31 protein-coding genes are annotated in these 25,108 nt (G+C 64.7%); 16 read left to right on the top strand and 15 right to left on the bottom strand.

What is annotated here, in order from left to right:
• Window positions 1-104 precede the first annotated feature (104 nt).
• Entirely contained in the window at window positions 105-1,328 is a 1,224-nt protein-coding gene (locus E5162_RS01290; protein ID WP_135943146.1) for an NADP-dependent isocitrate dehydrogenase, read from the bottom strand.
• 106 nt (window positions 1,329-1,434) lie between these two features.
• Between E5162_RS01290 and E5162_RS01295 the strand changes: the two genes are divergently transcribed.
• Window positions 1,435-2,184 carry an RNA methyltransferase gene (locus tag E5162_RS01295; protein ID WP_135943147.1) on the top strand — a complete coding sequence of 250 codons (750 nt, stop codon included), beginning with the start codon at window positions 1,435-1,437 and terminating at the stop codon, window positions 2,182-2,184.
• On the opposite strand, the gene E5162_RS01300 is transcribed toward E5162_RS01295, so the two are convergent.
• Window positions 2,181-3,308: a serine hydrolase domain-containing protein gene (locus E5162_RS01300; protein ID WP_135943148.1), complete on the bottom strand. Its 1,128-nt coding sequence runs from the start codon at window positions 3,306-3,308 to the stop codon at window positions 2,181-2,183. The two genes, E5162_RS01295 and E5162_RS01300, sit on opposite strands and share 4 nt — an antisense overlap.
• A gap of 270 nt (window positions 3,309-3,578) precedes the next feature.
• On the opposite strand from E5162_RS01300, the gene rpsD reads away from it, so the two are divergent.
• Both rpsD and E5162_RS01310 read left to right on the top strand, forming a co-directional pair.
• Window positions 3,579-4,196 carry a 30S ribosomal protein S4 gene (rpsD, locus tag E5162_RS01305; RefSeq protein ID WP_135943149.1) on the top strand — a complete coding sequence of 206 codons (618 nt, stop codon included), beginning with the start codon at window positions 3,579-3,581 and terminating at the stop codon, window positions 4,194-4,196.
• Between the two features lie 132 nt (window positions 4,197-4,328).
• A complete protein-coding gene (locus E5162_RS01310; protein ID WP_135943150.1) occupies window positions 4,329-4,709 on the top strand; it encodes a hypothetical protein in 381 nt (126 codons plus the stop codon).
• Between the two features lie 60 nt (window positions 4,710-4,769).
• Here E5162_RS01310 and grxD read toward each other — a convergent pair whose 3' ends face one another.
• Window positions 4,770-5,114 carry a Grx4 family monothiol glutaredoxin gene (gene grxD / locus E5162_RS01315; RefSeq protein WP_135943151.1) on the bottom strand — a complete coding sequence of 115 codons (345 nt, stop codon included), beginning with the start codon at window positions 5,112-5,114 and terminating at the stop codon, window positions 4,770-4,772.
• Window positions 5,115-5,179: 65 nt separating this feature from the next.
• Window positions 5,180-5,416, bottom strand: a complete 237-nt coding sequence (locus tag E5162_RS01320) for a BolA family protein (RefSeq protein WP_135943152.1) — start codon at window positions 5,414-5,416, stop codon at window positions 5,180-5,182.
• Window positions 5,417-5,519: 103 nt separating this feature from the next.
• Between E5162_RS01320 and E5162_RS01325 the strand changes: the two genes are divergently transcribed.
• Window positions 5,520-6,449, top strand: a complete 930-nt coding sequence (locus E5162_RS01325; protein ID WP_135943153.1) for a M20/M25/M40 family metallo-hydrolase — start codon at window positions 5,520-5,522, stop codon at window positions 6,447-6,449.
• 12 nt (window positions 6,450-6,461) lie between these two features.
• On the opposite strand, the gene purD is transcribed toward E5162_RS01325, so the two are convergent.
• A complete protein-coding gene (gene purD / locus E5162_RS01330; RefSeq protein WP_135943154.1) occupies window positions 6,462-7,745 on the bottom strand; it encodes a phosphoribosylamine--glycine ligase in 1,284 nt (427 codons plus the stop codon).
• 185 nt (window positions 7,746-7,930) lie between these two features.
• Here purD and xseA point away from each other — a divergent pair, with 185 nt between their 5' ends.
• Window positions 7,931-9,364, top strand: coding sequence for an exodeoxyribonuclease VII large subunit (gene xseA, locus E5162_RS01335; RefSeq protein ID WP_135943155.1), 1,434 nt, complete (start codon window positions 7,931-7,933; stop codon window positions 9,362-9,364).
• On the opposite strand, the gene E5162_RS01340 is transcribed toward xseA, so the two are convergent.
• On the bottom strand, window positions 9,361-10,167 hold the full coding sequence (locus E5162_RS01340; RefSeq protein ID WP_158291151.1) for a M15 family metallopeptidase: 807 nt from the start codon (window positions 10,165-10,167) through the stop codon (window positions 9,361-9,363). The genes xseA and E5162_RS01340 overlap by 4 nt on opposite strands.
• A 172-nt stretch (window positions 10,168-10,339) precedes the next feature.
• On the opposite strand from E5162_RS01340, the gene E5162_RS01345 reads away from it, so the two are divergent.
• On the top strand, window positions 10,340-10,582 hold the full coding sequence (locus tag E5162_RS01345) for a DUF2093 domain-containing protein (RefSeq protein ID WP_135943157.1): 243 nt from the start codon (window positions 10,340-10,342) through the stop codon (window positions 10,580-10,582).
• A complete protein-coding gene (locus tag E5162_RS01350; protein WP_135943158.1) occupies window positions 10,582-11,403 on the top strand; it encodes a M23 family metallopeptidase in 822 nt (273 codons plus the stop codon). Before E5162_RS01345 ends, E5162_RS01350 begins: the two co-directional genes overlap by 1 nt.
• An 11-nt stretch (window positions 11,404-11,414) precedes the next feature.
• On the opposite strand, the gene E5162_RS01355 is transcribed toward E5162_RS01350, so the two are convergent.
• The 4 genes from E5162_RS01355 to folB all read right to left on the bottom strand — a co-directional run bounded on the left by E5162_RS01355 (window position 11,415) and on the right by folB (window position 16,025).
• Entirely contained in the window at window positions 11,415-12,023 is a 609-nt protein-coding gene (locus E5162_RS01355) for a CDP-alcohol phosphatidyltransferase family protein (RefSeq protein ID WP_135943159.1), read from the bottom strand.
• Between the two features lie 84 nt (window positions 12,024-12,107).
• A complete protein-coding gene (locus E5162_RS01360) occupies window positions 12,108-13,463 on the bottom strand; it encodes a globin-coupled sensor protein (RefSeq protein WP_158291152.1) in 1,356 nt (451 codons plus the stop codon).
• Between the two features lie 132 nt (window positions 13,464-13,595).
• On the bottom strand, window positions 13,596-15,509 hold the full coding sequence (gene uvrC / locus E5162_RS01365; protein WP_135943161.1) for an excinuclease ABC subunit UvrC: 1,914 nt from the start codon (window positions 15,507-15,509) through the stop codon (window positions 13,596-13,598).
• Between the two features lie 105 nt (window positions 15,510-15,614).
• Window positions 15,615-16,025 (bottom strand): dihydroneopterin aldolase, encoded by a 411-nt coding sequence (gene folB / locus E5162_RS01370; protein WP_135943162.1) that lies wholly within the window; start codon window positions 16,023-16,025, stop codon window positions 15,615-15,617.
• A 91-nt stretch (window positions 16,026-16,116) separates the two neighbouring features.
• Here folB and E5162_RS01375 point away from each other — a divergent pair, with 91 nt between their 5' ends.
• Window positions 16,117-16,893 (top strand): SDR family oxidoreductase, encoded by a 777-nt coding sequence (locus E5162_RS01375; protein ID WP_135943163.1) that lies wholly within the window; start codon window positions 16,117-16,119, stop codon window positions 16,891-16,893.
• A 48-nt stretch (window positions 16,894-16,941) separates the two neighbouring features.
• On the opposite strand, the gene E5162_RS01380 is transcribed toward E5162_RS01375, so the two are convergent.
• From E5162_RS01380 to E5162_RS15105, 3 genes are all read right to left on the bottom strand, one after another.
• Window positions 16,942-17,316 carry a 6-pyruvoyl trahydropterin synthase family protein gene (locus E5162_RS01380; RefSeq protein ID WP_135943164.1) on the bottom strand — a complete coding sequence of 125 codons (375 nt, stop codon included), beginning with the start codon at window positions 17,314-17,316 and terminating at the stop codon, window positions 16,942-16,944.
• A gap of 12 nt (window positions 17,317-17,328) precedes the next feature.
• On the bottom strand, window positions 17,329-18,315 hold the full coding sequence (locus E5162_RS01385; protein ID WP_135943165.1) for a calcium/sodium antiporter: 987 nt from the start codon (window positions 18,313-18,315) through the stop codon (window positions 17,329-17,331).
• A 74-nt stretch (window positions 18,316-18,389) separates the two neighbouring features.
• A complete protein-coding gene (locus E5162_RS15105; protein ID WP_267902627.1) occupies window positions 18,390-18,521 on the bottom strand; it encodes a hypothetical protein in 132 nt (43 codons plus the stop codon).
• Between the two features lie 74 nt (window positions 18,522-18,595).
• Between E5162_RS15105 and E5162_RS01390 the strand changes: the two genes are divergently transcribed.
• The 5 genes from E5162_RS01390 (at window position 18,596) to E5162_RS01405 (ending at window position 20,955) form a co-directional block, all read left to right on the top strand.
• Window positions 18,596-19,081 (top strand): NUDIX domain-containing protein, encoded by a 486-nt coding sequence (locus E5162_RS01390; RefSeq protein ID WP_188634446.1) that lies wholly within the window; start codon window positions 18,596-18,598, stop codon window positions 19,079-19,081.
• Window positions 19,082-19,199: 118 nt separating this feature from the next.
• Window positions 19,200-19,337 carry a hypothetical protein gene (locus E5162_RS14710; protein WP_158291153.1) on the top strand — a complete coding sequence of 46 codons (138 nt, stop codon included), beginning with the start codon at window positions 19,200-19,202 and terminating at the stop codon, window positions 19,335-19,337.
• Window positions 19,338-19,419: 82 nt separating this feature from the next.
• A complete protein-coding gene (locus tag E5162_RS01395; protein WP_135943166.1) occupies window positions 19,420-19,935 on the top strand; it encodes a Dps family protein in 516 nt (171 codons plus the stop codon).
• Between the two features lie 183 nt (window positions 19,936-20,118).
• A complete protein-coding gene (locus tag E5162_RS01400; RefSeq protein WP_135943167.1) occupies window positions 20,119-20,445 on the top strand; it encodes a hypothetical protein in 327 nt (108 codons plus the stop codon).
• 207 nt (window positions 20,446-20,652) lie between these two features.
• Window positions 20,653-20,955, top strand: a complete 303-nt coding sequence (locus E5162_RS01405) for a hypothetical protein (protein WP_135943168.1) — start codon at window positions 20,653-20,655, stop codon at window positions 20,953-20,955.
• Here E5162_RS01405 and E5162_RS01410 read toward each other — a convergent pair.
• Window positions 20,942-21,757 carry an SDR family NAD(P)-dependent oxidoreductase gene (locus E5162_RS01410; RefSeq protein WP_135943169.1) on the bottom strand — a complete coding sequence of 272 codons (816 nt, stop codon included), beginning with the start codon at window positions 21,755-21,757 and terminating at the stop codon, window positions 20,942-20,944. The two genes, E5162_RS01405 and E5162_RS01410, sit on opposite strands and share 14 nt — an antisense overlap.
• Before the next feature lie 356 nt (window positions 21,758-22,113).
• On the opposite strand from E5162_RS01410, the gene E5162_RS14895 reads away from it, so the two are divergent.
• Window positions 22,114-22,257: a hypothetical protein gene (locus E5162_RS14895; RefSeq protein WP_174234977.1), complete on the top strand. Its 144-nt coding sequence runs from the start codon at window positions 22,114-22,116 to the stop codon at window positions 22,255-22,257.
• A 21-nt stretch (window positions 22,258-22,278) separates the two neighbouring features.
• On the opposite strand, the gene E5162_RS01415 is transcribed toward E5162_RS14895, so the two are convergent.
• Window positions 22,279-22,638, bottom strand: coding sequence for a Kazal-type serine protease inhibitor family protein (locus tag E5162_RS01415; RefSeq protein WP_135943170.1), 360 nt, complete (start codon window positions 22,636-22,638; stop codon window positions 22,279-22,281).
• Window positions 22,639-22,730: 92 nt separating this feature from the next.
• On the opposite strand from E5162_RS01415, the gene fmt reads away from it, so the two are divergent.
• Both fmt and truA read left to right on the top strand, forming a co-directional pair.
• Window positions 22,731-23,654, top strand: a complete 924-nt coding sequence (gene fmt, locus E5162_RS01420; RefSeq protein WP_371872216.1) for a methionyl-tRNA formyltransferase — start codon at window positions 22,731-22,733, stop codon at window positions 23,652-23,654.
• A gap of 682 nt (window positions 23,655-24,336) precedes the next feature.
• Window positions 24,337-25,086 carry a tRNA pseudouridine(38-40) synthase TruA gene (gene truA / locus E5162_RS01425; protein WP_135943172.1) on the top strand — a complete coding sequence of 250 codons (750 nt, stop codon included), beginning with the start codon at window positions 24,337-24,339 and terminating at the stop codon, window positions 25,084-25,086.
• The last annotated feature ends 22 nt before the right edge of the window (window positions 25,087-25,108 follow it).

The following is a 25,108-nucleotide window of genomic DNA, read 5'->3' on the forward strand; positions in this document are numbered from 1 at the left end:
GCGTGGCCGAGGTATCTCGGCACGCCCCTGTTCGCCGGGGCGTCAAAGAAAAAGGCCGGGCATGGCTGCCCGGCCTTTGACCTCGTCCCGTCAGGCGCTAAGGCCTAGACGACGTCTTTCATCTCGTCGGCGAAGCGCTCGCCCACCTTGTCGAGGAAGCCCTCGGTGGTCAGCCAGCCTTGCTGATCGCCGACCAGCAGGGCCAGGTCCTTCGTCATGAAGCCGTTTTCCACGGTGCGCACGACCGATTTTTCCAGCTTCTCGGCAAAGGCCACGACCTTCTCGTTGCCGTCCATCGTGCCGCGATATTTCAGGCCGCGCGTCCAGGCGAAGATCGACGCGATGGAGTTGGTCGACGTCTTCTCGCCTTTCTGGTGCTGGCGGTAGTGACGCGTCACGGTGCCGTGCGCCGCCTCGGCCTCGACCGTCTTGCCGTCCGGCGTCATCAGCACCGAGGTCATCAGCCCGAGCGAGCCGAAGCCCTGGGCCACGGTGTCGGACTGCACGTCGCCGTCATAGTTCTTGCAGGCCCAGACAAAGCCGCCGGACCATTTCATCGCCGCCGCGACCATGTCGTCGATCAGGCGGTGCTCGTAGGTGATCTTCTTCTTCTCGAAGTCGGCCTTGAATTCGTCCTCGTAGACTTCCTGGAAGATGTCTTTGAAGCGGCCGTCATAGGCCTTCATGATCGTGTTCTTGGTCGACAGGTAGACCGGCCAGCCGCGATCGAGGCCATAGCGCAGCGACGCGCGCGCGAAGTCGCGGATGGAGTCGTCGAGATTGTACATGCCCATGGCAACGCCGGCGGACGGGAAGTCATAGACCTCGCGGGTCACCGGCTCGCCGCCATCGCTCGGCGTATAGGTCATCGTCAGCTTGCCGGGGCCGGGAATCTTCATGTCGGTCGCGCGGTACTGGTCGCCGAAGGCGTGGCGGCCGATGACGATCGGCTTGGTCCAGCCGGGAACCAGGCGCGGAATATTCTGGATCACGATCGGCTCGCGGAAGACGACGCCGCCGAGAATGTTGCGGATCGTGCCGTTGGGCGAGCGCCACATCTTCTTCAGGCCGAACTCTTCGACGCGTTGCTCGTCCGGCGTGATCGTGGCGCATTTCACGCCGACGCCGTAATGCTTGATGGCCTCGGCGGCCTCGACGGTGATCTGGTCGTCGGTCTCGTCGCGCTTCTGGATCGAGAGGTCGTAGTATTTCAGGTCGATGTCGAGATACGGCAGGATCAGCTTTTCCTTGATCAGATCCCAGATGATGCGGGTCATCTCGTCGCCGTCGAGCTCGACCACCGGATTGTCGACTTTGATCTTGGCCATGTTTATGCGCTTTCCGTCTTGAGGCGCGCACCCAAACGCGCGCTAAAGGGGGGAGTCGTATTGGGGCGTGATCTAGCACCCGATCCTTGGAAGTGAAAGAGCAGCTATGAAAGAGGGTTCCAAACACCCCGTCTTCATCCTTCACCGCCCGCAAATGGGTGAGAATATCGGCGCGGCTGCCCGGGTGATGGGCAATTTCGCGCTGCCCGAACTGCGCATCGTGGCGCCGCGCGACGGCTGGCCGAACGAGACGGCGATCACGATGGCCGTCGGCTCTCCGGTGATGGACGCCGCGCAGGTGTTCGACTCGCTCGACGAGGCGGTGGCCGACCTGTCCGTGCTCTATGCGACCACGGCGCGCCCGCGCGACATGCTCAAGCCTGTCCTGACCGGGCGCGAGGCGATGGCCGAGACGCGCGGTCATGTCGAGGCGGGTACGCGCGTGGGCGTGCTCTTCGGCGGCGAGCGCGCGGGCCTGCCGAACGAGGCGGTCACGCGCTCGAACGCCATCCTCACCCTGCCGGTGGAGCCGGGATTTGCCAGCCTGAATCTCGCCATGGCGGTCGGCATCATCGCGCACGAATGGCGCGCGGCCGATCCGCCGCCGGCCGAGTTCCGCCCGCTGGAGGACCCGGCCAGCCAGGACGAGCTTGACCGCATGTACCGCCATTTCGAGGAGGAGCTGGAGCGCGCCGGCTTCTTCTTCCCGCCGGAGAAAACGCCGCTGATGATCCAGAATCTGCGCAATATCTTCGCGCGCGGCGGACTGACCATCCAGGAAGTGCGCACCTTCCGCGGCGCGGTGAAGGCGCTGACTCTCGGACGCGGCAAGCACCGCGTCGTGCGGGGGGATTAGGGGCCGGGATTGCCGGTCAACGTATCCATCAGGGTAAACACCGCGTCCGGAGCTTCGAACGATTTGGCATTGGCCTGAACGGCCAAGGCCAGCGCGCTGCGGCTGTCATACAGCGCCGCCGAGCGGTAGCCGGCAAAATCGCCGCCGTGGAACAGCCGGTACGTACCGTCCTCGTTTCGGGTCACATAGACGCCAAGCCCGTAGCCGGTGCCGCGCTCGGCATCCAGCGTCCAGGCCTCGTCGATCATGATGGCACGATAGGGGGCGAATGTCTCAGAACCCAGAGCGAGGAAAAGGCGCGCCAGATCGGCCGGGCTGGTCACCAGCCCGCCGGCCGCGCCCTCATAGGAAAAATCGCGGATGAGGGCGTCGCCGCGCAGGGTTGCGGTCTTTCCGCCGAACAGCGCCCGGTCATATCCGGTCGCCAGATTCTCGTAGTGCCGCCCGGCCAGAACCTCGGTTTCGGACAGGCCCAGCGGGACGATGACCCGGTCGCGGACCAGTTCGCCATAGGCTGATCCCGTCACAGCCTCCAGGACCAGGCCGGCGATGATGAAATGGGTGTCGGAATAGGAAAACGCTGCCCCGGGTTCGCCGGCCGGGGTGTGCGATGCCACGAAGCCGATCAACTCGTCCGGCGTGAAGCTGTGCTCACGCCGCAGGCGGAGGGCCAGATGGAAGCGCCAATCCTCCAGATAGTCCGGCACGCCGGCAGTGTGCGTCAGCAGATGGCGCATGGTGATCGCGTCGCCATGCTCGAGCGCCTCGATCCAGGGCCGGTCGGCAAGCCAGGCCGTGATCGGCGCATCGAGGTCGAGCCGGCCTTCGTGAACGAGCTGGGCGGCGATCAAACCGGTGACGGTCTTGCCCAGACTGCCTGCCAGATAGCGCGTTTGCGGCCCGACCGGGCCCGCATCTCGGGCCATCTTTCCGGCCCAGGCTCTCACCGCGTCATCGTCATGCGGGCCGATCACCGCCGCAGAGACGCCGGGGGCAGTCTGCTCGGCGTACAGCTGATCGATCGCGGGCTGCAGAGCACGAGGGTCGGGTTCGGACTGGGCAGACACCATGCCGGGTGCCAGCACAAGGGCAGCAAACAGGACGAGTGGACGAAGACGACGCATGGCCGGTTTCCTCTTGCAAAGGCTAGGACCGTATGGAAGTCCGCGCCGGTACACAGGTCAAATAATTGTAAGCGGGCAAGTTGGGCGCCCGTCGGCCCGCGAACCGCTGCGGCCAGTTGACTTAGCCCCGGCCATCTAACATAACCCGCGCTTCCCTCGGCCAGCATGAAGCTGCCAATTCGTCCAACACTCACGGGCGACGCGTGAACCGCCGTTTTTATTGCGGAGCGAAGAGGGCGCTCTGCCGGGCCGCGTCGAAACAGGAAAAACATGTCGAAGCGTCATTCGCAGAAACACAAAATCGATCGCCGTATGGGCGAGAATATCTGGGGCCGCGCCAAATCCCCGATCAACTCGCGTCCCTACGGTCCGGGCCAGCACGGTCAGCGCCGCAAGGCGAAGATCTCCGATTTCGGCCTTCAGCTGCGCGCCAAGCAGAAGCTGAAGGGCTATTACGGCTCGATCACCGAGAAGCAGTTCCACTCGATCTATGACGAGGCCGATCGCCGCAAAGGCAACACGGCCGAGAACCTGATCGGTCTTCTGGAAAGCCGTCTGGACGCCGTGGTCTACCGCGCGAAATTCGTCCCGACCGTCTTCGCCGCACGTCAGTTCGTGAACCACGGGCACGTGAAGGTGAACGGCCAGCGCGTGAACATCCCGTCCTACCGCGTGAAGCCGGGCGATGTCGTGGAAGTGCGCGAAAAGTCGCGCAACATGGCCCTCGTCCTCGAAGCGCTGCAGAGCGGCGAACGCGACTTCCCCGACTATGTCGAAGTCGACGTGAAGGCGATGACGGCCACCTTCACCCGCATCCCCGAATTCTCCGATGTGCCGTATCCGGTGCAGATGGAACCCAACCTCGTGGTCGAATTCTACTCCTCGTAGATTTCACGACCCGTTCGAGACGACCAGGCGCCCGCTCCGGATATTCCGGGGCGGGCGTTTGCGTTTCGGGCTGACCGCGTTGCAGGTTTGCGGCTAGAGTGAAGACACCCATTCGCGGGTCGCGAGGTTCAGATGAACGCTATTGCTTTGGCCACCGGAGGGCATGCACTTGTGCTCGCACTCCTCGCCGCCGGATGCCAGCCTGGCCCGGAACTCGAGCCGTCGCGTATCGCGGAGCCTCAACGTCGCCTGGACTCGGTTCTGGGCTGGCGGGTGGAGCAGGACACGCTGATCGTTCAGGCCCACTCGAATGGCTGCACGACCAAGGACAGCTTCGATATCGACATCTTCATGGCGCCGCAAAGCTGGACCGCCGAGGTCGAGCTGGTCCGCCGCGAGCCGGACCGCTGCGAGGCGATTCTCCCCCAAGGGGTCACGCTTGAGTGGACCCGCGCCGAGCTGGGCGTGCCGCAGAGCGCGGACATCCGGCTGGCCAACCCGATCGGGCGATAGACAAAAGCCCCGGCCAATCGACCGGGGCTTTTTTGAAAAGCAGAAAATGGCGGGGCGTGTCTACGCCGCGCTGCCGGTTTCCAGCACGCCCTTGTCCGCCATGTAGCTGCGCAGCTCGCCGGTCTCGAACATCTCCTTGATGATGTCGCAGCCGCCGACGAATTCGCCCTTCACGTAGAGCTGCGGGATGGTCGGCCAGTCGGAAAAGACCTTGATGCCTTCACGCACCGCCTGGTCTTCCAGCACATTGACCGCCACGTAGTTCACGCCAAGATGGTCGAGCACCCGGCTCGTGACCGACGAAAACCCGCACTGGGGAAAGGTCGGCGTGCCCTTCATGAACAGGACCACGTCATTCTTGGTGACGGCATCCTTGATTTCGTCGAGTACGGCCTGGTCGGTCATGGCAGAAGCCTCCGGAAGAATATCAAGTCTTCTAGCTAGGAAGAGCGGGGCAGGCGGTCAAGCGATCAGCCTGCAGGAGTGCGGGTTTCCAGAGCGAGCGCGTGCAACTCTCCGCCCATTCGCCCGCCCAGGGCCGCGTACACGGCCTGGTGCTGTTTCACGCGGGGCATGCCGCGAAAGCTCTCCGCCGTAATGATCGCCTTGTAGTGGTCGCCGTCTCCAGCAAGGTCGACAATCTCGACCTCGGCATCGGGGATGCCGTCCCGGATCAGCTTTGCGATATCGTCCGCGGCCATCGGCATGTGCGTGTACTCCCATTTTCGTTGAACTGGAATATAAGAGACCGGCAGGCGGTGGGAACCCGCAGCCTTCATCGTTGCTGAACTCTGTCGGAGATCGTCCCCCATGCCGCTGCTTGCCACCCTGCCTGTGCTCGCCCTTCTGGTTGCCGTCAACGCCGAGCCGCTGGAGGATGTCCGCGTTCTCGCCGGTGACGACATGGCAGGGCGCGCCGCCGGCACGCCAGGCAGCGAACGCGCACGCGCCTACATCATGTCCCGGTTCGAGGAGATCGGCCTCACGCCCGTCGGCGCGAGCTTCGAATATCCCTTCGGCTACATGTCGCGCAGCAACGAGCCGCGGACCGGCACCAACATCATTGCCTGCCTGTGCGAGAGCGGATCGGACCGGGCCATCGTCGTCACCGCCCATTACGATCACGTCGGGGTGCGCCGCGACGAGATCTATAACGGCGCGGACGATAACGCCTCCGGCGTGGCCGGCATGCTCGCGATCGCCGAGCATTTCGTCGAGAACCCGCCCGAGCACGATGTCGTCTTCGTGGCGTTCGATGCCGAGGAGGTCGGGCTGAAGGGCGCGGAGCATTTCGTGGCCAACCCGCCCGAAGCGCTCGGCGAAATGGCCTTCAACCTCAACCTCGACATGATCGGGTATAACGAACAGAACGAGCTCTACGCGGTCGGGAGCTATCACTTCCCGGTTCTGGTGCCGATTATCGAGGAGATTGGCGCCTCCGCCCCGGTCACCCTGTCACGCGGCTACGACACGCCGGAGGATACCGGCGGTGACGACTGGACGCTGCGCACCGATTCCGGTCCCTTCTTCGAAGCCGGAATCCCCTTCCTGCTGCTCAGTGTGGAAGACCACCCCCATTATCACCAGCCGACCGACACGTTCGAAAACCTGACCCGCGACTTCTTCGTGAACGCGGTCGAGACCGCGATCCTCATGGCAGAGAAGATCGATACCGAGCTGGAAGCCATTGCCGCCGCCGAACCGCGCACCGCAACCGAGGGGGCGGGCGCAGCAGAGTAGCGCACGACAGCGTTAGAGGGCGCGCCAGGCGATATCGCGGCGGCAGAAGCCTTGCGCCCAGTCGATGCGGTCCACCGCGGCATACGCCCGGTCCACGGCCTCTTGCAGCGTCGCCCCGGTGGCGGTGACGTTCAGCACCCGTCCGCCCGTCGCGACCACGTCGCCGGCATCGTTCACGCCGGTCCCGGCGTGGAAGATGGTCACGCCGTCGACCTCGCCGGCCTCCTTGAGACCCTTGATCACGGTGTGCTTCTCATAGCTGCCGGGATAGCCCTCGCTCGCCATCACCACCGTCACGGTGGGGGCAGGGCGGTCATCCTGGGGCAGGAGCCGGGCAAAGTCCCGGGCCGGCATGCCGCCAGTGGCGCAGGACAGCAGGGCCGGCACGATGTCCGCTTCGGTCTGCACCATCAGGGCCTGGCATTCCGGGTCGCCGAAGCGGCAATTGAACTCGACGACTTTCGGCCCCTGCGCGGTGACCATGATGCCGATATAGAGCACGCCGGAATAGGCCATGTCCGCGTCGCGCATCCCGTCCAGCATCGGGCGGGCGATCTGCTCATCGACGGTTGCCATCAATTCAGGGGTCATCAGCGGGGCTGGGGCGTAGGCCCCCATGCCGCCGGTATTCGGCCCGGTATCGCCTTCGCCGACCCGCTTGTGATCCTGCACGGCCGGCAGGGTCAGCGCATTGGTCCCGTCGGTCAGCACGAAGACGCTGGCCTCCTCGCCCTCCATGAACTCCTCGATGACGACCGAGGCCGAGGCGTCCCCGAACTTGCCCGACAACATGTCCGACAGCTCGGATTCGGCCTCTTCGCGCGTCTGGGCGATGACCACGCCCTTGCCCGCGGCCAGGCCGTCGGCTTTCAGCACGTAGGGCGCGTTCATCGTGTCCAGGAAGGCGCGTGCCTTGGCCAGGTCGGTGAAGGCCCCGTAGGCGGCGGTCGGCACGCCGAAGCGCGCCATCATGTCCTTGGCAAAGCCCTTGGAGGCTTCCAGTTGCGCCGCGTCCCTGGACGGACCGAACACATCGAAGCCGCGCGCGCGCAGCAGGTCGGCCAGCCCCAGCGCCAGCGGGGCTTCGGGGCCGATCACGATCAGATCGGGTTCCAGCTGCAGGGCCAGCGCCTGAAGACCGTCAATGTCGTCGGCAGCAACATCGAAGCAGGGCCCGATCTGATCCATCGCCACGCTGCCCGGCGCAGACCACACGGTGTCGACCAGCGGGCTCTGTGCGATCTTCCAGGCCAGGGCATGCTCGCGCCCGCCCGATCCGATGATGAGAATATTCATGGCCCAAATGCCTCGTTCCGGTCCTGCGCCGCAAGTCTTCGCGCCGCTCGCAAGTGTCGGGAGGTGGCCTAGCCCAAATCCGGCGGTTCAATCCAGCCCTCAAATGCGCAGGCCCGCCTCTGGCGCCGCACAGGCGGCTTGGGTTACCCATGGCAAAGCAGAAACGAGATGAGTCCGCTTTTTAGATGGCCACCGCTACCAACGCACCAGAATTCACCGTCAGCGAGCTGGCGCGCGCGCTCAAGAAAACGGTGGAAGACTCCTACGGCCACGTGCGCGTGCGCGGCGAGCTCGGCCGCGTCACGGTCGCCAAGTCCGGCCATGTCTATCTCGACCTGAAGGACGAGCAGGCCGTCATCGACGGCGTAGTCTGGAAGGGCATGGCCGCTCAGCTCGCCTTCCGCCCGGAAGAAGGGCTGGAGGTCATTGCCGAGGGCCGGCTGTCCACCTTTCCCGGCCGCTCGAAATACCAGATCATCATCGACCGGATGGAACCGGCCGGCGCCGGCGCGCTCATGGCGCTGCTGGAGGAGCGCAAGAAGAAGCTCGCCGCCGAGGGCCTCTTCGACCCGGAGCGCAAACGCGCTCTGCCTTTCCTTCCGCGCACGATCGGGGTGATCACCTCGCCGACCGGTGCGGTGATCCGCGACATCCTCCACCGGCTCGAAGACCGCTTCCCGGTCCACGTCCTCCTCTGGCCGGTCCTGGTCCAGGGCGACCGGGCGGCCGCCCAGATCGTCGAAGCGATCCAGGGCTTCAATTCGCTGCCGGATAACGGCCCCTTGCACAGGCCTGATGTCCTGATCGTCGCACGTGGTGGTGGCTCGATAGAGGATTTATGGTGCTTTAATGAGGAGAGCGTGGTGCGTGCGGCGGCGGGATCTGACATCCCCCTCATCTCCGCAGTCGGCCATGAAACCGACACCACGCTCATCGATTTCGCCTCCGACCGCCGCGCGCCGACGCCGACCGGGGCAGCCGAAATCGCAGTCCCGGTACGGCGCGAACTCATCGAACGTGTTGATCTTGCAGGCAGTCGTCTCTCCGGCGCGTTGCGGCGCTCGGTCGATCGCAAGCGCTCGGACCTCGGCGCCCTGGTGCGCGCCATGCCGCGGGCCGAGAACCTGCTTTTCGACAAGCGCCAGCGCCACGACTTCGTCAGCCAGCGTTTTGATACCGCATTGAAAACAGGGGTGGAACGCAAACGCGGCAGGCTCGAGACACTCGCGGCCGGCTTGCGCCCCGCCGCGCTGCAGCGCGATATCAACCAGGCCCGGCGCCGGATGACCGAGGTGTCGCGCCGCCTGCAACCGGCCTATGGGCGCCAGCTGCGCCAGCACACGCGCGAAGTCGCCAGCCTGGGCGCTCGCCTGGATTCGCTCTCCTACAAGAACGTGCTGGCGCGCGGCTTTGCGCTGGTGCGCGATGAAGCGGGCGGCGTGGTGCGGGCGGGGTCCAGCCTTGGCGAAGGCCAGGCGCTGATGCTGACATTTGCCGATGACGCAACGCGGCGCGCCGTGATCTGGGACGATCCGGCCCGGCCCTCTGCTGCACCAGCGGCAAAGCCGCGAAAGAAGGCGGCAAAGAAGCCGCCCCCCGAACAGGGCAACTTGTTCTAGAACGGCTTTCTTGGATGGCAGGCGAGCTCGAAATGCATTCCGTCCTGCCAGGGTGCGGAAAAATCTCCACCCCACGCAAAGCCTTCGTCGGCGAAGACCGGCAGAATGCGCTCCAGGCTTCCCGTCTCCCCGGCGAGCGCCGGGGGCTGGCCATACCGGTTGAAGGCGGCATTCAGATCGATCGCGATGCCATAGGCATGGGTGCTGAGCGCCCGGCGGGTGTCCCAACCTTTGTGGCGCGCCATATACGCGCCGTCGAACGTCAGGATCCCGGCATCGAGCCCTGACTTGTGCAGGCGATAGAAAACCCGTTCGAAGGCCGGCCGGGCGAGAGGATGAACGCTGATCGCCGTTGCGCCGTAGGGCGGGCGAGGCAGAAGGGGCGGACGCAGCACGTCCAGCCGGCTCTCGAACCCGTTCAGGATCGTCACGCTGCCATCCGGCTGCGACCGGTATTCGATCCGGCCGAAGAGCGTCTCGCATTCGCGCGGGCTCATCGGCCTGATCGTACCATCGGGCCGGCGCCGCACGCGGACCGGAGCCAGCGCGAAATGGCCGTCCTGCAGCGGCTGGGCTTGCCTCAGTCCGCCCGACCAGCACACGGCGTCCGCTTGCAGCACGGACCAGCCGCTCTGGTCTTGCACGCTCTCGCCTTCGACCGCGCCGAGTATCTCCACCATCTGCCCGGGAGCCAGCCTGCCCACAATCGGAGCGTCGAGCGCAGGCCGGGTGCGCACTCTCAGCTGTGAGCGCGCCGAGGCGATGGCACGAACCTGGCTCAGGGGGGAGTCGAGATAGGCCATGAGACAGCAGCGTCCTGGCTGGTTGAACAGGACTGAAAGCATCAAGCCGGGTTACCATGGCGGGGATAAGATCTCGGGTGACAGACGCGCGAAGCCAGCCTGCAAACGGACTGCAACCCTCGTCCCGCCTGTGCTAGTTTTCTGTGTGGACACTGAATAGCGAGATGAAGCGATGAACCATTTCGACCGTGAATTTACCGGTGAGGCCAAGCTGGAATACGGGGATGCCGATTATCTCATCCTGTCGCCCGGCGCGTATGTGGTCTGCGCGGTAACGGGCTCGAAAATACCGCTCAACGATCTGCGCTACTGGAGCGCCGAGCTTCAGGAAGCCTATCAGGACGGGCCGACCGCGACGCAGCGCTGGATGGAAATCCATACCGGGCCTGGCGTGAAGGAGGGAGAGTCCCAGTGATGTTCGCACTCGGCTTCGCGCTTCTCGTTCAACCGGCGGTCCCGGCGGCCTCCGATTCCCCCATCGACTGTGTCGGCGAGCACATCCAGGGCGCGACGCTGATCTGCCGCACGCTTCCCGGCGCCGGGGTGTCGCTCGGCGACATCACCGTAACCGCAGACGAGGCCGGCTACGTCATTCTGGGGCATGACCGCGATGCACCGGAGCAGACCGAGCTTCGTGTGTCCGCAGGCGGGCTGGACTTTAGCCGCAGCCTGGATGTGACGCAGCGCGAATACGAGATCCAGCGCATCGATGGCGTACCGCAAGAATATGTGACGCCGCCTGAAGAGACCCTCGCGCGCATCCGCAGTGAAGGCGCCCGCAAGGCGCAGGCCTATACGTCGCGCTGGCAGGGCAGCGGTTTTCTCGACGGTTTCGTGATGCCGGCTGAAGGCCCGATCACGGGCGTGTACGGCTCACAGCGCATCTTCAACGGCGAGCCCCGGCGTCCGCATTACGGTCTCGATGTTGCCGCGGGCGAAGGGACGGACGTCCACGCGCCAGCCCCCGGCCTGGTCACCCTTGCCGATGGCGACATGTATTATGAAGGCGGGCTGATTTTCATCGATCACGGTCAGGGCTTCACCTCCGGCTTCTTGCATCTCTCCGAAGTCTCGGTGGAGGCGGGCGATAGGGTCGAGGCCGGAGACGTGATCGGCGCGGTCGGATCCGGTGGCCGCTCCACCGGCGCGCATCTGGACTGGCGGATCAAATGGCACAATCGCTACATCGACCCGGCACTGACCCTGGAACTCGATCCGACCGTGCTGGCCGACTGATCTGCCGTCGGCTAGCGGTGCCCGCTGAAGGCCTTGCGCAGATAGGGCATGGCGGTCCATGCGCTCAGCAAGGCTGCCAGCCATACGCCGCCGACCCAGTAGTAGAACCAGCCTTCGACATCGCGCAGTCCCGTCAGGACGAGCAGAAAGGGCAGCGCGATCAGCACCATGTGCAGGCCCGTCTTGAACTTGGCCTCGTCGGTGACCGGCAGCGGTACTTCACGGCTGTTCAGGCGGGAAAGCCGCAGGGCCGTGACCAGCACGTCCCGGCCCACAATGATGACGACGGCTGGCGTCAGAAACGGATCAAACCGGCTGATCAGCACGAAGGCGATCAGATAGCTGCCGACCAGAACCTTGTCTGCGATAGGGTCAAGCAGGGCGCCGAGCGCGCTGACGGCGCCGATCGCCCGGGCCAGCCATCCATCGATGAAATCGGAAAGCGCTGAAATCACGAATAGCGCGCCGGACGATACCGCGAGCACAACTGCCTGCGATTCCATGGTCGACTGTGACGCTTTGACCAGCAGCCAGGCCCCCAGCACTCCGATGATGCAGCGCGAGACCGTGATGAGGTTGGGCAGGGCCTTCAGCCAGCCAGATGTAGACGAGGGGGTCATGACGAACCGCTGATCCGCGCCGGCCGGTTGCCGGCGCGGTCAGTGCTACCTTAGGACCGGGTCACGATAAAGCGTTGTTCGCGCTTAAGACGCACGGATGTGCTGAAGGAAATGACCCACGTCGCCGCGCAGGGATTCTGCCTGACGTCCGACCTCTTCAGCGGCGGAAACCACTGAATCGGAGGACCGGCTGGTCTCTTCGGCGCCAATGCGGACTTCCTGAATCGTTGCGGAAACCGACTCCGTGCTGCTCGCGGTCTGATCGGTGTTCCGGCTGATTTCCGCGGTCGCCGCGCTCTGCTGTTCGACGGCGGCGGAGATCGAGGTCGAGATCGAGGTCACGTTTTCGATGGCATCGGTCACCGACGAGATGGCTTTGACAGCGCTGGCCACGACGTTCTGGACGTTTGCGATCTGAGCGGAGATGTCCTCGGTGGCTCGGGCGGTCTGGGAAGCCAGGGATTTGACCTCGCTTGCGACAACCGCGAAGCCCTTGCCCGCGTCACCGGCCCTGGCCGCTTCGATCGTCGCGTTCAGCGCCAGCAGGTTCGTCTGTTCGGCGACCTGCTCGATCAGGCTCACGATCTCGCCGATCTTCTCGGCCGCGCCCGACAGCTCGGCCATGGTTTCGCCGGTTCGTCTGGCCTCGCTGGTGGCCAGGCCGGAGGTCTCGGCCGCCTTGCTCGAATTCTGGCTGATCTCGGCGATGGCCTTGGTCAGCTCGCTGGTGGCTTCAGCCACGCTGCGCGCCGTGACCGTGGCTTCCTCTGCGGCTGCAGCCACGGAGGTGCTGTGCTCGGTCGTGCGTCCTGCCGTCTGGTTCATGGCCCGGGCGGTCTGCGCGAGTTCTTCCGATGCAGCCGCGACCGACGCGACGACTTCAGACACGGATTGCTCGAACCGCTCGGCAAGCGCGTCCCGCTCCGCCTGCTTCTTGCGAACGGCCGCCGCATCAATGGTCGACATGCACAGGTCCATGTCGAGCAAAGCCGCACGGTTGATGCTTTGCAGGGCGAACTCGAGGTCGAACCCGTTGCCCCGGCGCAGGAGACCACCCTGGCCCGACTTTGCATGACGCACGAGTGCGCGGAATATGCCGCAGGTGATCTTGGAATAGCCACCGAAATACCAGGCCGGGGCCAGGCCGAGCCGCGCATGGGTTTCGCCGATGCGCTGAACCGATTTCATGTAGTCGTCGCCGTACTGCGCATCGCAGATCATCAGCCAGTGGCGAAACTGCGCGGACTTGGCGTGAGCGCGGATCTCGGGAGTGGCGAACAGCGCATCGACTTCAGGATATCTGGCAATATGCTCATAGAACTCGTCAAGAACGGCCGGGAGTGCACGCTCCACGATCGGCTTGATGGTGCGCAGAATGGCGCGAGCGTCGTCATCGAAGTCGAGGAAGTCAAAACGTTGCGCAAGCGCGAGATCGCCCATGACGGCCATCCTTTTTAATGGGGAAAACTCCGGTCGAGAGGTGACGGGAAAAGCTTAAACAACCCATAACCATGATGTTTCTAGGGTTGCATTAAATTACTGAAAAATAGACATAAATTGTATGTCAGAGGCTCACTCGTGGAAATGATCGTAGATTTTTCGCGCGAGCGCCTTGGAGACACCGTCGACGCCTTCCAGGTCGGCCAGATTGGCGCGCGAGATGGCCTTGGCCGACCCGAAATGCTTGAGTAGCGCGCTCTTGCGGCTCGCTCCCACACCGGCGATATCGTCCAGCGGGTTCTCCCGGATCTGCTTGGTGCGTTTCGCGCGGTGGCCGGTGATGGCAAAGCGGTGCGCCTCGTCGCGCAGGCGCTGCAGGTAGTAGAGCACCGGATCATTGGCGGGCAGGCGGAAGGGCGCTTTGCCGGGCAGATAAAAGTCCTCGCGGCCCGCATGCCGGTCGGGACCTTTCGCCACGCCGGCAACGGCAATATCGTTCGTCCCGGTCTCTTCCATCACCTCCAGCACTGCCGATAGCTGACCCTTGCCCCCGTCGATCAACATCAGGTCGGGCACGGGTGCGCCCTCGCTGCGTTCGCGGGCCAGGCGGCCGAGCCGCCGGCGCAGCATCGCTTTCATCATCGCGAAATCGTCATTTGTCGCTGCGTCATCGCCTTTCATGTTGAAGCGGCGATAGCTCGTCTTTTCAAACCCCTCCGGTCCGGCGACGATCATGGCGCCCAGCGCGTTGCTCCCCTGAATGTGGGAGTTGTCGTAGACCTCGATACGCTCGGGCCGGCGCGGCAGGCCGAAGACCTTCTGCACCCCGTCCAGAAGCTGGGCCTGGGACCTTGTCTCGGCGAGCTTGCGGCCCAGTGCCTCGCGAGCGTTGGAAACAGCCTGCTCGACCAGCGCCTTCTTGCTGCCGCGCTGCGGGCTCCGGATTTCGACCGCGTGTTCGGCCCGCAAGGTCAAGGCCTCGGCCAGGAGTTCGCCCTGGTCCGGCACGTGCGAGGTCAGCAGGAGGCGGGGGGCGGGTTTGTCGTCATAGAACTGGGCGATAAAGGCGGCCAGCACGTCCTCTGGCCCGCTTTCGGATTCGTGCCTGGGATAGAAGGCGCGGTTGCCCCAATTCTGGCCGGCGCGGAAGAAAAAGACCTGCACACAGGTGCGTCCCCCCTCCTGGTGCAGGGCGATGACATCGGCTTCCTCGAGCCCTTCAGGGTTGATGCCCTGCTGGGTCGTCACCGCCGAAATGGCGCGAATGCGGTCACGCAGGCGTGCAGCGCGCTCGAAGTCGAGCTCTTGTGACGCGTCCTCCATCTCGGCCTGCAGGTGTTCCCGGAGCAGGTTCGACTTGCCGCGAAGGAATTGCGTCGCCTCGTCCACCAGTTCCGCGTAACGGTGCGGCTCGACCAGATCCACGCACGGCCCCGCGCAGCGCTTGATCTGATAGAGCATGCAGGGCCGGGTACGTCCTTCGTACACGCTGTCGGTACAGGTGCGCAGGAGGAAGGCTTTCTGCAGCGTGTTGAGCGTGTCGTTGACCGCACCTGCGCTTGCAAACGGACCGAAATACTGGCCCTTGGCCTTGCGCGATCCGCGATGCTTGAGCAGCTGCGGCGCCTCGTGATCGGTCCGGATCAGGATGTATGGGAAGGATTTGTCGTCGCGCAGGATGATATTGAAGCGCGGCTTCAATCGCTTGATGAGATTGGCTTCGAGCAGAAGCGCCTCGGTTTCCGTGGCCGTGACCACGAACTCCATGGAGCGCGTCAGCGAGATCATCAGCGCGATGCGATTGGTGTGCCCGCCGGACTTGGCGTAGTTCGACACCCGGTTCTTCAGCTTGCGCGCCTTGCCGACATAGAGCACCTCGCCGGCCTCGTCATACATGCGATAGACGCCCGGCTTGGCGGGCAGGCGCTTGACGTAGTCGGCAATGATCTCCGGCCCGGAGCGGGCATCGTCACGCACGGCACCGGACGGGTCCGGGGCGTCATTCATGTCGGTCGGAGCGGAATCGGGGCGGTCGGCTTTGGCCATGACGGCAAAGATAGGGGCTCGCGCGCCCGACGTCAGCTTGAGGGATGCAGCGAGCGGAAACTGGGGCCGATGGTGTGGCGGCTGGCGCCAGGATGAGAGTGTCTTCTAGCGCCAGCGCTCGTAGGTGACGCCGACGCTGCGTGCGTCGTCGAGCGCGTCCGGCTTGTCGATGGTCAGGCGCAGGCGCTTGACGCGAACATCCTGGAACAGCGTGTCGGTAAGGGTCTGAGCGAGGTCTTCGAGCAGCTCGTGATGGCGCGCGGCCACCACCTGGCGCACGGTCTCGGCCATCGCGGCGTAGTTGACCGCCTGGGTCAGGTCGGACCCGGGTGCGGCCGACGCTTCCTCGACCTCGGCCTGCAGGCTGATCTCCAGGGGCTGGGTCCGACCGTGTTCGCTCGCATACACGCCCACCTGCGCATCGAGACGCAGACCTTCGACGCGCACGCTCAGCCGTTGTCCGGCTGCCGTCTCGGTGGCCTCGGCCGGGATGGAATGCAAGGCGTCGACTTTCATGCCATGTCCTCTGGATGACGGCGCTTTGAGAGGTATAAGCGCGATAGACCCGTCCGGGTATGGCCGAGCTGCGATGAAAGGACATGTCACAATGACAAACACGATGCCAGCCAAAGGCGCCGCGCTGGTCACCGGCGGGGCCAGGCGGATGGGCCGGGCCTTCGTCGATGCTCTGGTTGAAGACGGGTATCCGGTTGTCATCCATTTCAATACCTCGGGTGAGGAGGCCGAAGCCGCCGCTCGCGAGGCCGAGTCCCGCGGAGGCCGGGCCATCGCGCTGGGCGCGGACCTGTCCGACCCGGCTGCCGCAGGCGCGCTGGTGGAGCGCGCACGCCAGGAGATCGGGCCGCTCGAAGTGCTCGTCAACTCCGCCTCCATCTTCGAGGATGACAGCCCGTCAAACCTGACCCCGGAGAGTTTTCGCCGCCACATGGAAGTGAACACGCTCGCCCCTGCGCTCCTGTCGCGCGATTTCGCCGCGCAGGCCGCAGACACTGGCGGGAGCGCGATGATCCTGAACGTGCTCGACTACAAGCTGTTCAACATCAATGCCGACTATTTCAGCTACACGCTGTCGAAGGCCGCGCTGAAGACGATGACCGAGATGCTGGCACGCGAGTTTGCCCCGGCTGTGCGGGTCAACGCCGTCGCGCCGGGCCTGACATTACCAAGCCCCTATCACGATGAAGATGAATTCGACCGTTTGCACGACGACAACCCGCTGCGGTGCGGGCCGCGTCTCGAGGACATGGTGCGCACGCTGCGCTACTTCCTCGCGACCCCCAGCGTTTCAGGCCAGATCCTTGCTGTCGACGGCGGCCAGCATTTCGACCCCCGCTTGACGCGGGACGTGTTCGGGGCGCTGTAGCGGGCCGGGTGGCAGGCTTTCGCCGATGCGCAACCCGACCTGAGCACGCTACCCGCGCCGGATCACAGCCTTCTCACCGCAACTCGGGCGGCGGATCTCGACGCTGACGAGGCCGGGCAGGACGGCATCGAGGCGTTCGAATACCCAGAGCGCGACAGCTTCCAGCGAGGGATGCTCAAGACCCTCAACCTCGTTCAGGAGGCGATGGTCGAGCCGGTCGCGCAGTGCCTTGATTTCCGAGTCGATTTCCCAGAAGTCCTTGACCATGCCGCTATCTTCTGCCGGCGAGCCGGACAGCGTCACCGTACCCTGGAAGGAATGGCCGTGCAGACGCGAGAAGGGATGATCCTTCTCCTTGTGCTCGAAATAGTGAGCGGCGTCGAAGGCGAAGTCCTTCGAAATTTCCAGGCGCAGGTTGGACATGACAGATCGGGGCTAGCTGAGGCTTGTATATGCAAGCGCGGCGATATAGCCGCAATAGCCCAGAAAGAGAACCGCGCCTGTCACACGAGCGATGGGCCGCCTTGTCAGGACCAGGACCGCAGCGATCACCGCCGCGGCCAGCATGACCCAGAAATCGAGCACGAAGAATTCCTGTGCGATCGGCGCGCCGCCGCGGATCAGGCCGGCCGAGATGCCGGTAATGCCGCCCACCGCAAAGATGTTGAAGATGTTCGAGCCGATCACATTGCCGATGGCAACTTCGCTATGGCGCTTCATCGCGGCGACCGCGGCGGTCGCCAGCTCGGGCAGCGATGTGCCGAAGGCGATGATGGTGAGGCCGATGATCGCGTCGGACACGCCCAGCAGCGCGGCGATGTCGCTCGCGCCTTCCACGATCAGGTTTGCACCGATCGGCAGGGCCACGATACCGACCAGAAGGAAGAACAGCATGCGCCCCGTCGAGACCGGGACGTCGCCAACCGTCGCCGCTTCGGTCAGCTCGGCGATGACCGGATCGTCTTTGGCGCGCGTTGCACCTATGGCCAGGTAGATCACGTACACGATGATGAGGGCGCCAAGGATCAGACCGTCGGTCAGGTCCAGCATCCGGTCCCAGGACAACGCAATGAACAATACAGAGGCGGCCAGCGCAATCAGCGCATTGCGGCCGACGCCGGGCGCGCGCGTCGCCATTGGCATCAAGATTGCCGGCAGGCCGAGCACCAGAAAGATATTGGCGATATTGGAGCCGACGATATTGCCGACGGCCAGGCCCGGCGCGTTCGAGATCGCCGCAGCCGCACTCACCACCATTTCCGGCGCGCTCGTCCCGAAGGCCACGACGGTCAGGCCGACGATAAGCGGCGAGATCCCGGCCCGGTTGGCCAACGCCACAGCGCCGCGCACAAGAAAATCGCCGCCCAGAAGCAGAACGGCGATCCCGGAGATGACAAGAATGATGTCGACGGCAAGCGTCATGGCTGGCCCTTGACTGGCTGCGTTAACGGGAGAGGGGCCTGATGTGCGGCCGCGGTGTGCGGCGCACGACCCGTCTAGTCGAGCCGCTTGAACTCGATCAGGTTAAACAGGGCAAACAGTCCGACGCACATGCCGATCGCGATCAGAGCCCACATGATGCTCTCCCTCTGTCTTGTGCACCCGGCGCTGGGTGCAGCGTTGTTCAACTCGCGCCCGTCTATACCCTGTGCCGTGACACGAGACCAGAGCACAGGCCACCGCGAGGCAGGAGAGTTTTCCGATGAGCGACACCCGCTATCTCTGGCGGCGCCGGATTGGCGGCTGGCTGACACCGGCCTTCCGCTTCTACTGGCGCCGGACGCGCGCCATGACGCTGGGCGTACGTGTGCTGGCGACCGACAGCGAAGGCCGGATATGCCTGGTCCGCCACTCCTATATCGATGGCTGGCATCTGCCCGGGGGCGGGGTGGAGCGAGACGAGGATGTGTCTCTGTCTGCCGAGCGCGAGGTCGCCGAGGAGGCCGGGTTATCGCCGGAACCTGGCTCACTGACCCTGGCGGGTGTCTATCGCAATCCGACATTTCGCGGCGACCATATCGTCCTGTTCTATCTTCACAGCTGGGTGACGTGTGCCGCGAAGGAAGACGGCGAGATCACCGATCGGATCTGGGCAGATCCCGGCCGGCTTCCGCAGGACACCAGCCCGGCGACCCGCCGGCGTATCGACGAATACCGAAGCGCCGGCAATCCGGCTCGCGACTGGTAGCGCAGGGTGGAACTTTTCGGCCCTCTCAAGGCGTTATCAGAAAACAATGGGAAGGTTGAAACCTGCGCGGCGAGACATAGGTCTCGATCGCAAGGCGCAGCCGGAGAGGATTTGGACCATGACAGTCAAGAAAGAAAAAGAAGACGTCCGTCAGAGTGAGAACCGCCAGTTCCAGAAACGGATTCTGTACATCTCGACAACTGCCGCCGCCGTGCTGCTGTTCGGCGCGCTTTTCGTGTTCTTCTTTCTCAACTGAGCCGTCGACGCTTCGCCCGGCCAGATCGACGGCTGATGACTGATACCTGACACCGACGCCTGACAAGCAGAGGATCTCCCCCATGACTGATGCCCTTAAAACCGATGCCGAGCTTGAAGAGAAGCCGCATATCTCGGTCGCCGACGATGTCTCGCGCCAACGCCTGTCCCAGCAGCTCGCCATGGCCGTGGCCGACACCTACATGCTGATGGTCAAGACGCAGGGCTATCACTGGAATGTCGCCGGCCCGCTTTTCGTGTCGATCCACGAGCTGACCGAAAGCCAGTATGAGGACATGTTCGATGCTGCCGACGATCTGGCCGAGCGCATCCGCGCTCTGGGCGAGCGCTCGCCGGGCAGCTATCGCGAGTTTGCCGAAATCACCGCCATCGAGGACGATGACGGCAAGGTGAAGTCCGCCAGGACGATGGTCGAGACGCTGGCGCACGATAACGAGAAGATCGCGAGGCGCCTGAAGCAGGCCTCCGACATCGCCGAGGACCTTGGCGACAAGGTCAGCGAGGACATGCTGATCGAGCGCATGCAGGTGCACGAGCAGAATGCTTGGATGTTGCGCGCCGTCGCCGCCGACGGCTGAGCCCGCACGTACCAGACCTTGCAGGCACGCATGGCGAACGCTCCGGACCCTAGTCCGGAGCTTTTTTTTTATGGAGCGCTCCATAAAAATTTCACGACCGGCCCGATTGACTTTGGCGGGGCCGCGTTAACCATACCCGGACCCGGCGATTAGCCGGGCAACAAGGTTTGGGAGGACGCATACATGAAAACGCTACTGACAGCCGCAGCTGCGGCGCTGGGTCTGGCCGGTCTCGCCTTTGCGAATGGGCCGTCCGGGCACGTCTATGAAATCACCAATGGTGACGCGAGCTGGACCAGCACCTTCGCCGAGGACGGGGGCTATGCGAGCTCACTCGGCGCCGAAGGCACCTGGACGTTCGAGGACGGCACGCTGTGCATGCAGATTGAGGCCGAAGAAGGCACGCAGGAAATCTGCAATGCCTGGGAGTCCATGGAGGTCGGCGAAAGCATGACCACGTCCGACTGGTCGAGCGACGGCACCGAGCTGACTATCACGCGGACGTCCTAGACGATCCGGATCTCCCGCCGGTGGCCGGCCCTGTCCCGTGGTCCCGCAGGGGTTAAGGACAGCCCGCTGCCGGCGGCGAGATTCCGGCGGGCCAGTCGGCCCGCGACGGACACCGGCCGGCGTGCTAGACTGACGATAGAGGGTGCCGTGCGGGCGCTCCGAGTTGTGGGTCCCGCGCCGTCCGCAATGTGCAGAGGGGAGCCAGCCATGGGCCTTGTTTTCGGTCGCGTCACCAATGCGACATTCACGATCTTTCTCGCCTTCATACTGTCCTACGCAATGCTGATCTCGCTCGGCCTGTTCGCTCCCGACGTGCTCAATGCGCTGGTCCAGTGGGCCAAGACCGTGGAGACCTGGATCACCGGCACGGGCCTGCCCGCGCGCTACAATGTGTGGCTCGATCTCTTCGTGGAAGAGGGCGCCATCCTCTTGTTGTTCTTCACGGTTCTGGCGCGCCTTATCATCGCGATCATCGGTTCCTCCTTCTCCTCGGCCATCAAGTCTCGCTAGCAGGGCGAGGCGGGGCGGCGCTGCCGGCCAGCAGACCGCCATCGATATGCAGCTCGGTTCCGGTGACGTAGGCAGACCCTGGGGTGGCCAGATAGACGGCAGCCTCGGCAACGTCTCCCGGCTGACCCCAGCGGCGCAGCGGCACGTCTGCAATGAGGGCGCTTGTCATGGCTTCGCGCGTCTCTCCGGGGGGCGGCAACATGGCCTCCCACATTCCGGTACAGATTGCCGCCGGCAGCAGCGCATTGCACCGGATCGGGTAGCCTTCCTCCGCACAGTACAGCGCCACCGACTTGGTATGGTTGCGCACGGCGGCCTTGCTGGCGGCGTAGGCGGCCGCGCGGGGGATGCCAACGACGCCCGAGCGCGAGGCGATGTTGATGATGGAGCCCGCCTCGCGATGCTTCATCAGGCGAATTGCGTATTTGCAGCCCAGCGCCGTTCCATGCGTGTTGGTTTCGTGCACCGCACGCCAGCTCTCCATGTCGAGGTGTTCGGGATCGTGCGGGCCGGACGTCTCGATGAAGCCGGTGATGCCGGCATTATTGACCAGGCAGTCCAGACCGCCAAAGCGCTCCCGGACCCAGCCGGCGCACGCGGCCCAGTCGCTCTCGCTGCGCACGTCCAGCTGTCGGGAATGGGCGGCCCCTCCCAGCCCGGCAACGGACTGGGTCAGGGCTTCCTCATCGATATCGGTGAGAATGACGGTCGCGCCTTCGCGCAGGAAGGCGGCGGCAATGGCGTAGCCGATGCCGTTCGCCGCGCCCGTGACGAGCGCGATCTGGTTGGATAGTCGGGACATGATGATGGATCGCTCATGAATCTGATGCTGCGCGCAGGTGGCGCGCGGGAACGGCTCAGGGCCTTGCGGCCGGCCGGCAAAACAATCAGATCGAGTAAATCATCGTCAGGGTCCTCGCCTCACGGGGCGGTGCACAGGCGTCGAACGCCAGACTGTTATCTTGGGCCGGCCCCGCTTTCACGTCAACGGCGCGGCCTGGGAGCCTGCGGTAAATTCGGTCGACAGACGGTTCATTCGGGCGCACCCTCAACCGGTGAGATGCGCGCGCTCCGGCCCGCAAGGCCGCAGCGATACGGCACGCCCTCCGCCGTCATGGCGCGTTGACCCTGACGGTTCCCGCCCGTGGAGATAACCTCATGGCCAAAGGCCAGCAACGCGGAAATCGCGAAGCCAAGAAACCGAAAAAAGAAAAACCGAAGACGAACGCCGCCGCCGCACCCTCGGCCTCGACTCCGGTGACCCGCATCGCGGAATCCCAGAAGCGCACGCGCGAGCGGTAGAGAACGAAGCCGGGAGCCGGATCAGTCCGGCTTCCGGCACTCGCCTTCATAGGCCACGCTGGTTCCCGCCGACGCGGCGACGCACGCATTGGAATAGGTCTCCCCGTCGCACCCGCAGACGGGAGCATATTCACGCGTGCAGACTTCGGGCGGGATAGCGCACGTACCAGTCTGGTCGGCCGCCCCGCACATCGCGTCGGGCTCGTAGGCGCAATAGGCGGCCTCATCGGCGCAATACAGCCCCATCATGCCTCCGCAGGCCTCGCCGATCGCGCTGGCGCGATCGGGGTTTTGTGTTGGGGTATCCGGTTCGCCCGGCATCGGGGCAGGTGCCTGGCAGGCAGCCAGAACAAGGGCGGCTATCAGATACATCAATCGCATTGCAGGTCTCCGGTGGAAACGGGGCGTGCCGGACTGTATCAGAAATGCTGCGTCAGCGCCGAGCGTTAAAGAGCGATATTGTACGAATGAGTTTGCGCCTTGCCTTCATGGGGACTCCCGAGTTTGCCGCCGCCTCCCTGGCCGAGATCGTCGGGGCGGGCCACGAGGTGGTGCGCGTCTACACTCAGCCGGAACGCAAGCGCGGGCGTGGGCAGGCCGCCCGCACGACCCCGGTCCACCAGCTCGCCGAACAATTCGGTCTGCCGGTCGAGACGCCGGAGAGTTTCCGCGATCCCGAAGTCCTCGCCGGCTTCGCCGCCCTCGACCTCGATGCCGCCTGTGTCGTCGCCTATGGCCAGATCCTGCCGCAGGAGGCGCTCGATGCGCCGCGCCTGGGCTGCCTGAATCTGCACGCCTCCCTCCTGCCGCGCTGGCGCGGTGCCGCGCCGATCCAGCGCGCCCTCATGGCCGGCGACGAGATGACCGGTGTCCAGATCATGCAGATGGAGGCCGGGCTCGATACCGGGCCTGTCCTGATGAGCGAGATTGTCCCCATCCGCCCCGACGACACGGCCGGCACGCTGCACGACCGACTGATGACGACCGGCGCGCTGCTCTGGCCACGCACGCTCGCCGCGCTGGAACGCGACTCGCTGACCGCCCAGCCCCAGGCCGAAGAGGGCGTGACCTACGCGAAGAAGATCAGGAGCGCCGAAGCGCGCATCGACTGGACCCGGCCCGCCGATCAGGTTGCCGACCAGATTCGCGGCCTTTCCCCCTTTCCCGGTGCCTGGTTCGCGCTGGAGACCGCAAAAGGCGAAGTGCGCGTGAAAGTCCATCTGGCCGAACCTGTCAGCGGCGAGGGCGAGCCCGGCGAAGTGCTCGACGACACGCTGCGCGTCGCCTGCGGGCGCGGTGCCGTCCGTCTGAAACGCCTGCAGCGCGAGGGCAAGGGCGTCATGGACGCCGAAGACTTCGCCCGCGGCACCGCCATCGCCCCGGGCACACGGCTGTAGCGGACGCGGCCGTAACTCAGAGCCGTGACACCCTCGCCGTCGTCTTCGATGTCATCCTTCCTCCTCATCCTGAGGTGCGAGCTTAGCGAGCCTCGAAGGATCGGATGACGGCACCCTGTCCTCTCGGGGGTCTAAGGCTTTCGCTTCGCTCGCCCGGAATGACAAAGGGTTGGGGTTCTTCAAAACCGATCAGAATCTCTCTTTCCCAGCGAAAGCTGGGACCCAGAGATCGTGGAGCGCTGTCATTCTGATTACGCCGCCCTGCCTTCTCCTGGGTCCTGACTTTCGTCAGGAAAGAGAGGCAGGCAATCCTGTCTGCCTGAGGCCGCGACTCGCCTGCGGCGCCCCAGGGTTTCAGCCAATCATACACACTGAAATCCCGGGCGTAGCGAAGCGCAGACCTAACGAGCTCAGGAGAAGGCGGCCACCCCGCGCGCCCTGTCTCCCAAGCTTAATCCCCGCCATCTCCTCGCGCCCTCACACTGCGCGCCGGCTCTTTCTCAATTCGTATAGGTCCCCCGCGCATCCTCCGGCAGAATGAGAGTCGTGGTAGTAGTAGGAGGCGCGTCGCCTGGGGTCTCGACTCTCACGGCGACTTTTTCCGGCGGCCGCCTGCTCCTGCTTCTGAGCCAGACAGAAAAACCGGTTTCTTACCGGTCCTGTCCCGGCTAAATCCGGCGTCATGCCCCGCTACAAGCTCACCATCGAGTATGACGGCGGCCCCTATGTGGGCTGGCAACGTCAGGAGAACGGGCCGTCCGTTCAGGCGGCGCTGGAAGCGGCCGCGCAGAAGCTCGATGGCGGGCCGCGCGAAGTCTATGGCGCGGGGCGCACCGACAGCGGCGTCCATGCGCTCGCGATGGTTGCCCATGTCGATCTGGAAAAGGACCTGCGCGCCGACCGCGTGCGCGATGCGCTCAACCATCATCTGGGCGATCACACGATCGCGGTGCTCCAGGCCGAACGGGTCGGCGACGCCTTCCACGCGCGATTTTCGGCGGTGCGGCGCGGCTATGTCTACCGCGTGATCGACCGGCGCGCGAAGCTGGCGCTGGATCGCGGCCGGGTCTGGCGTGTGCCGCGCGCACTGGATGCGACGGCGATGCACGAGGCGGCGCAGGCCCTGATCGGCACGCACGATTTTACGACGTTTCGCGACAGTCAGTGCCAGGCGGATTCCCCGGTCAAGTCGCTGGACACGATTTCGGTCACGCGGCAGTCAGGAGACAGGGGCGCGGAGATTCATATCGAGGTGGAGGCGATCAGCTTCCTCCATCGCCAGATCCGCTCGATCGCCGGATCGCTGGTCGAGGTCGGAACGGGCAAGTGGACGCCGGACGATTTCAAGGCGGCCCTGGAGGCAGCCGACCGCACACGTTGCGGCCCCGTGGCGCCGCCGGACGGGCTCTACCTGTCCTTCGTGCGGTACTGACACGGGCGGTCTGCCCCGACAT

The organism is Marinicauda pacifica (assembly GCF_004793635.1).
Classification (GTDB): domain Bacteria; phylum Pseudomonadota; class Alphaproteobacteria; order Caulobacterales; family Maricaulaceae; genus Marinicauda; species Marinicauda pacifica.

Bases quoted from the DNA above. Each gene is read 5' to 3' on its own strand.
- E5162_RS01360 (WP_158291152.1), bottom strand. From the start codon at position 13,463: ATGGGCGATCTCGCGCTTGCGCAACGTTTTGACTTCCTCGACTTCGAT.
- folB (WP_135943162.1), bottom strand. From the start codon at position 16,025: ATGAAAGTCGACGCCTTGCATTCCATCCCGGCCGAGGCCACCGAGACG.
- E5162_RS01380 (WP_135943164.1), bottom strand. From the start codon at position 17,316: ATGTCCAACCTGCGCCTGGAAATTTCGAAGGACTTCGCCTTCGACGCC.
- E5162_RS01290 (WP_135943146.1), bottom strand. From the start codon at position 1,328: ATGGCCAAGATCAAAGTCGACAATCCGGTGGTCGAGCTCGACGGCGAC.
- E5162_RS14710 (WP_158291153.1), top strand. From the start codon at position 19,200: ATGACAGTCAAGAAAGAAAAAGAAGACGTCCGTCAGAGTGAGAACCGC.
- E5162_RS01325 (WP_135943153.1), top strand. From the start codon at position 5,520: ATGCCGCTGCTTGCCACCCTGCCTGTGCTCGCCCTTCTGGTTGCCGTC.
- rpsD (WP_135943149.1), top strand. From the start codon at position 3,579: ATGTCGAAGCGTCATTCGCAGAAACACAAAATCGATCGCCGTATGGGC.
- E5162_RS01310 (WP_135943150.1), top strand. From the start codon at position 4,329: ATGAACGCTATTGCTTTGGCCACCGGAGGGCATGCACTTGTGCTCGCA.
- E5162_RS01395 (WP_135943166.1), top strand. From the start codon at position 19,420: ATGACTGATGCCCTTAAAACCGATGCCGAGCTTGAAGAGAAGCCGCAT.
- truA (WP_135943172.1), top strand. From the start codon at position 24,337: ATGCCCCGCTACAAGCTCACCATCGAGTATGACGGCGGCCCCTATGTG.
- grxD (WP_135943151.1), bottom strand. From the start codon at position 5,114: ATGACCGACCAGGCCGTACTCGACGAAATCAAGGATGCCGTCACCAAG.
- E5162_RS01400 (WP_135943167.1), top strand. From the start codon at position 20,119: ATGAAAACGCTACTGACAGCCGCAGCTGCGGCGCTGGGTCTGGCCGGT.
- E5162_RS01390 (WP_188634446.1), top strand. From the start codon at position 18,596: ATGAGCGACACCCGCTATCTCTGGCGGCGCCGGATTGGCGGCTGGCTG.
- uvrC (WP_135943161.1), bottom strand. From the start codon at position 15,509: ATGGCCAAAGCCGACCGCCCCGATTCCGCTCCGACCGACATGAATGAC.
- E5162_RS01385 (WP_135943165.1), bottom strand. From the start codon at position 18,315: ATGACGCTTGCCGTCGACATCATTCTTGTCATCTCCGGGATCGCCGTT.
- xseA (WP_135943155.1), top strand. From the start codon at position 7,931: ATGGCCACCGCTACCAACGCACCAGAATTCACCGTCAGCGAGCTGGCG.
- purD (WP_135943154.1), bottom strand. From the start codon at position 7,745: ATGAATATTCTCATCATCGGATCGGGCGGGCGCGAGCATGCCCTGGCC.
- E5162_RS01415 (WP_135943170.1), bottom strand. From the start codon at position 22,638: ATGCGATTGATGTATCTGATAGCCGCCCTTGTTCTGGCTGCCTGCCAG.
- E5162_RS14895 (WP_174234977.1), top strand. From the start codon at position 22,114: ATGGCCAAAGGCCAGCAACGCGGAAATCGCGAAGCCAAGAAACCGAAA.
- E5162_RS01410 (WP_135943169.1), bottom strand. From the start codon at position 21,757: ATGTCCCGACTATCCAACCAGATCGCGCTCGTCACGGGCGCGGCGAAC.
- E5162_RS01340 (WP_158291151.1), bottom strand. From the start codon at position 10,167: ATGGCCTATCTCGACTCCCCCCTGAGCCAGGTTCGTGCCATCGCCTCG.
- E5162_RS01295 (WP_135943147.1), top strand. From the start codon at position 1,435: ATGAAAGAGGGTTCCAAACACCCCGTCTTCATCCTTCACCGCCCGCAA.
- E5162_RS01345 (WP_135943157.1), top strand. From the start codon at position 10,340: ATGAACCATTTCGACCGTGAATTTACCGGTGAGGCCAAGCTGGAATAC.
- E5162_RS01300 (WP_135943148.1), bottom strand. From the start codon at position 3,308: ATGCGTCGTCTTCGTCCACTCGTCCTGTTTGCTGCCCTTGTGCTGGCA.
- E5162_RS01375 (WP_135943163.1), top strand. From the start codon at position 16,117: ATGACAAACACGATGCCAGCCAAAGGCGCCGCGCTGGTCACCGGCGGG.
- E5162_RS01320 (WP_135943152.1), bottom strand. From the start codon at position 5,416: ATGCCGATGGCCGCGGACGATATCGCAAAGCTGATCCGGGACGGCATC.
- E5162_RS01350 (WP_135943158.1), top strand. From the start codon at position 10,582: ATGTTCGCACTCGGCTTCGCGCTTCTCGTTCAACCGGCGGTCCCGGCG.
- E5162_RS01355 (WP_135943159.1), bottom strand. From the start codon at position 12,023: ATGACCCCCTCGTCTACATCTGGCTGGCTGAAGGCCCTGCCCAACCTC.
- E5162_RS01405 (WP_135943168.1), top strand. From the start codon at position 20,653: ATGGGCCTTGTTTTCGGTCGCGTCACCAATGCGACATTCACGATCTTT.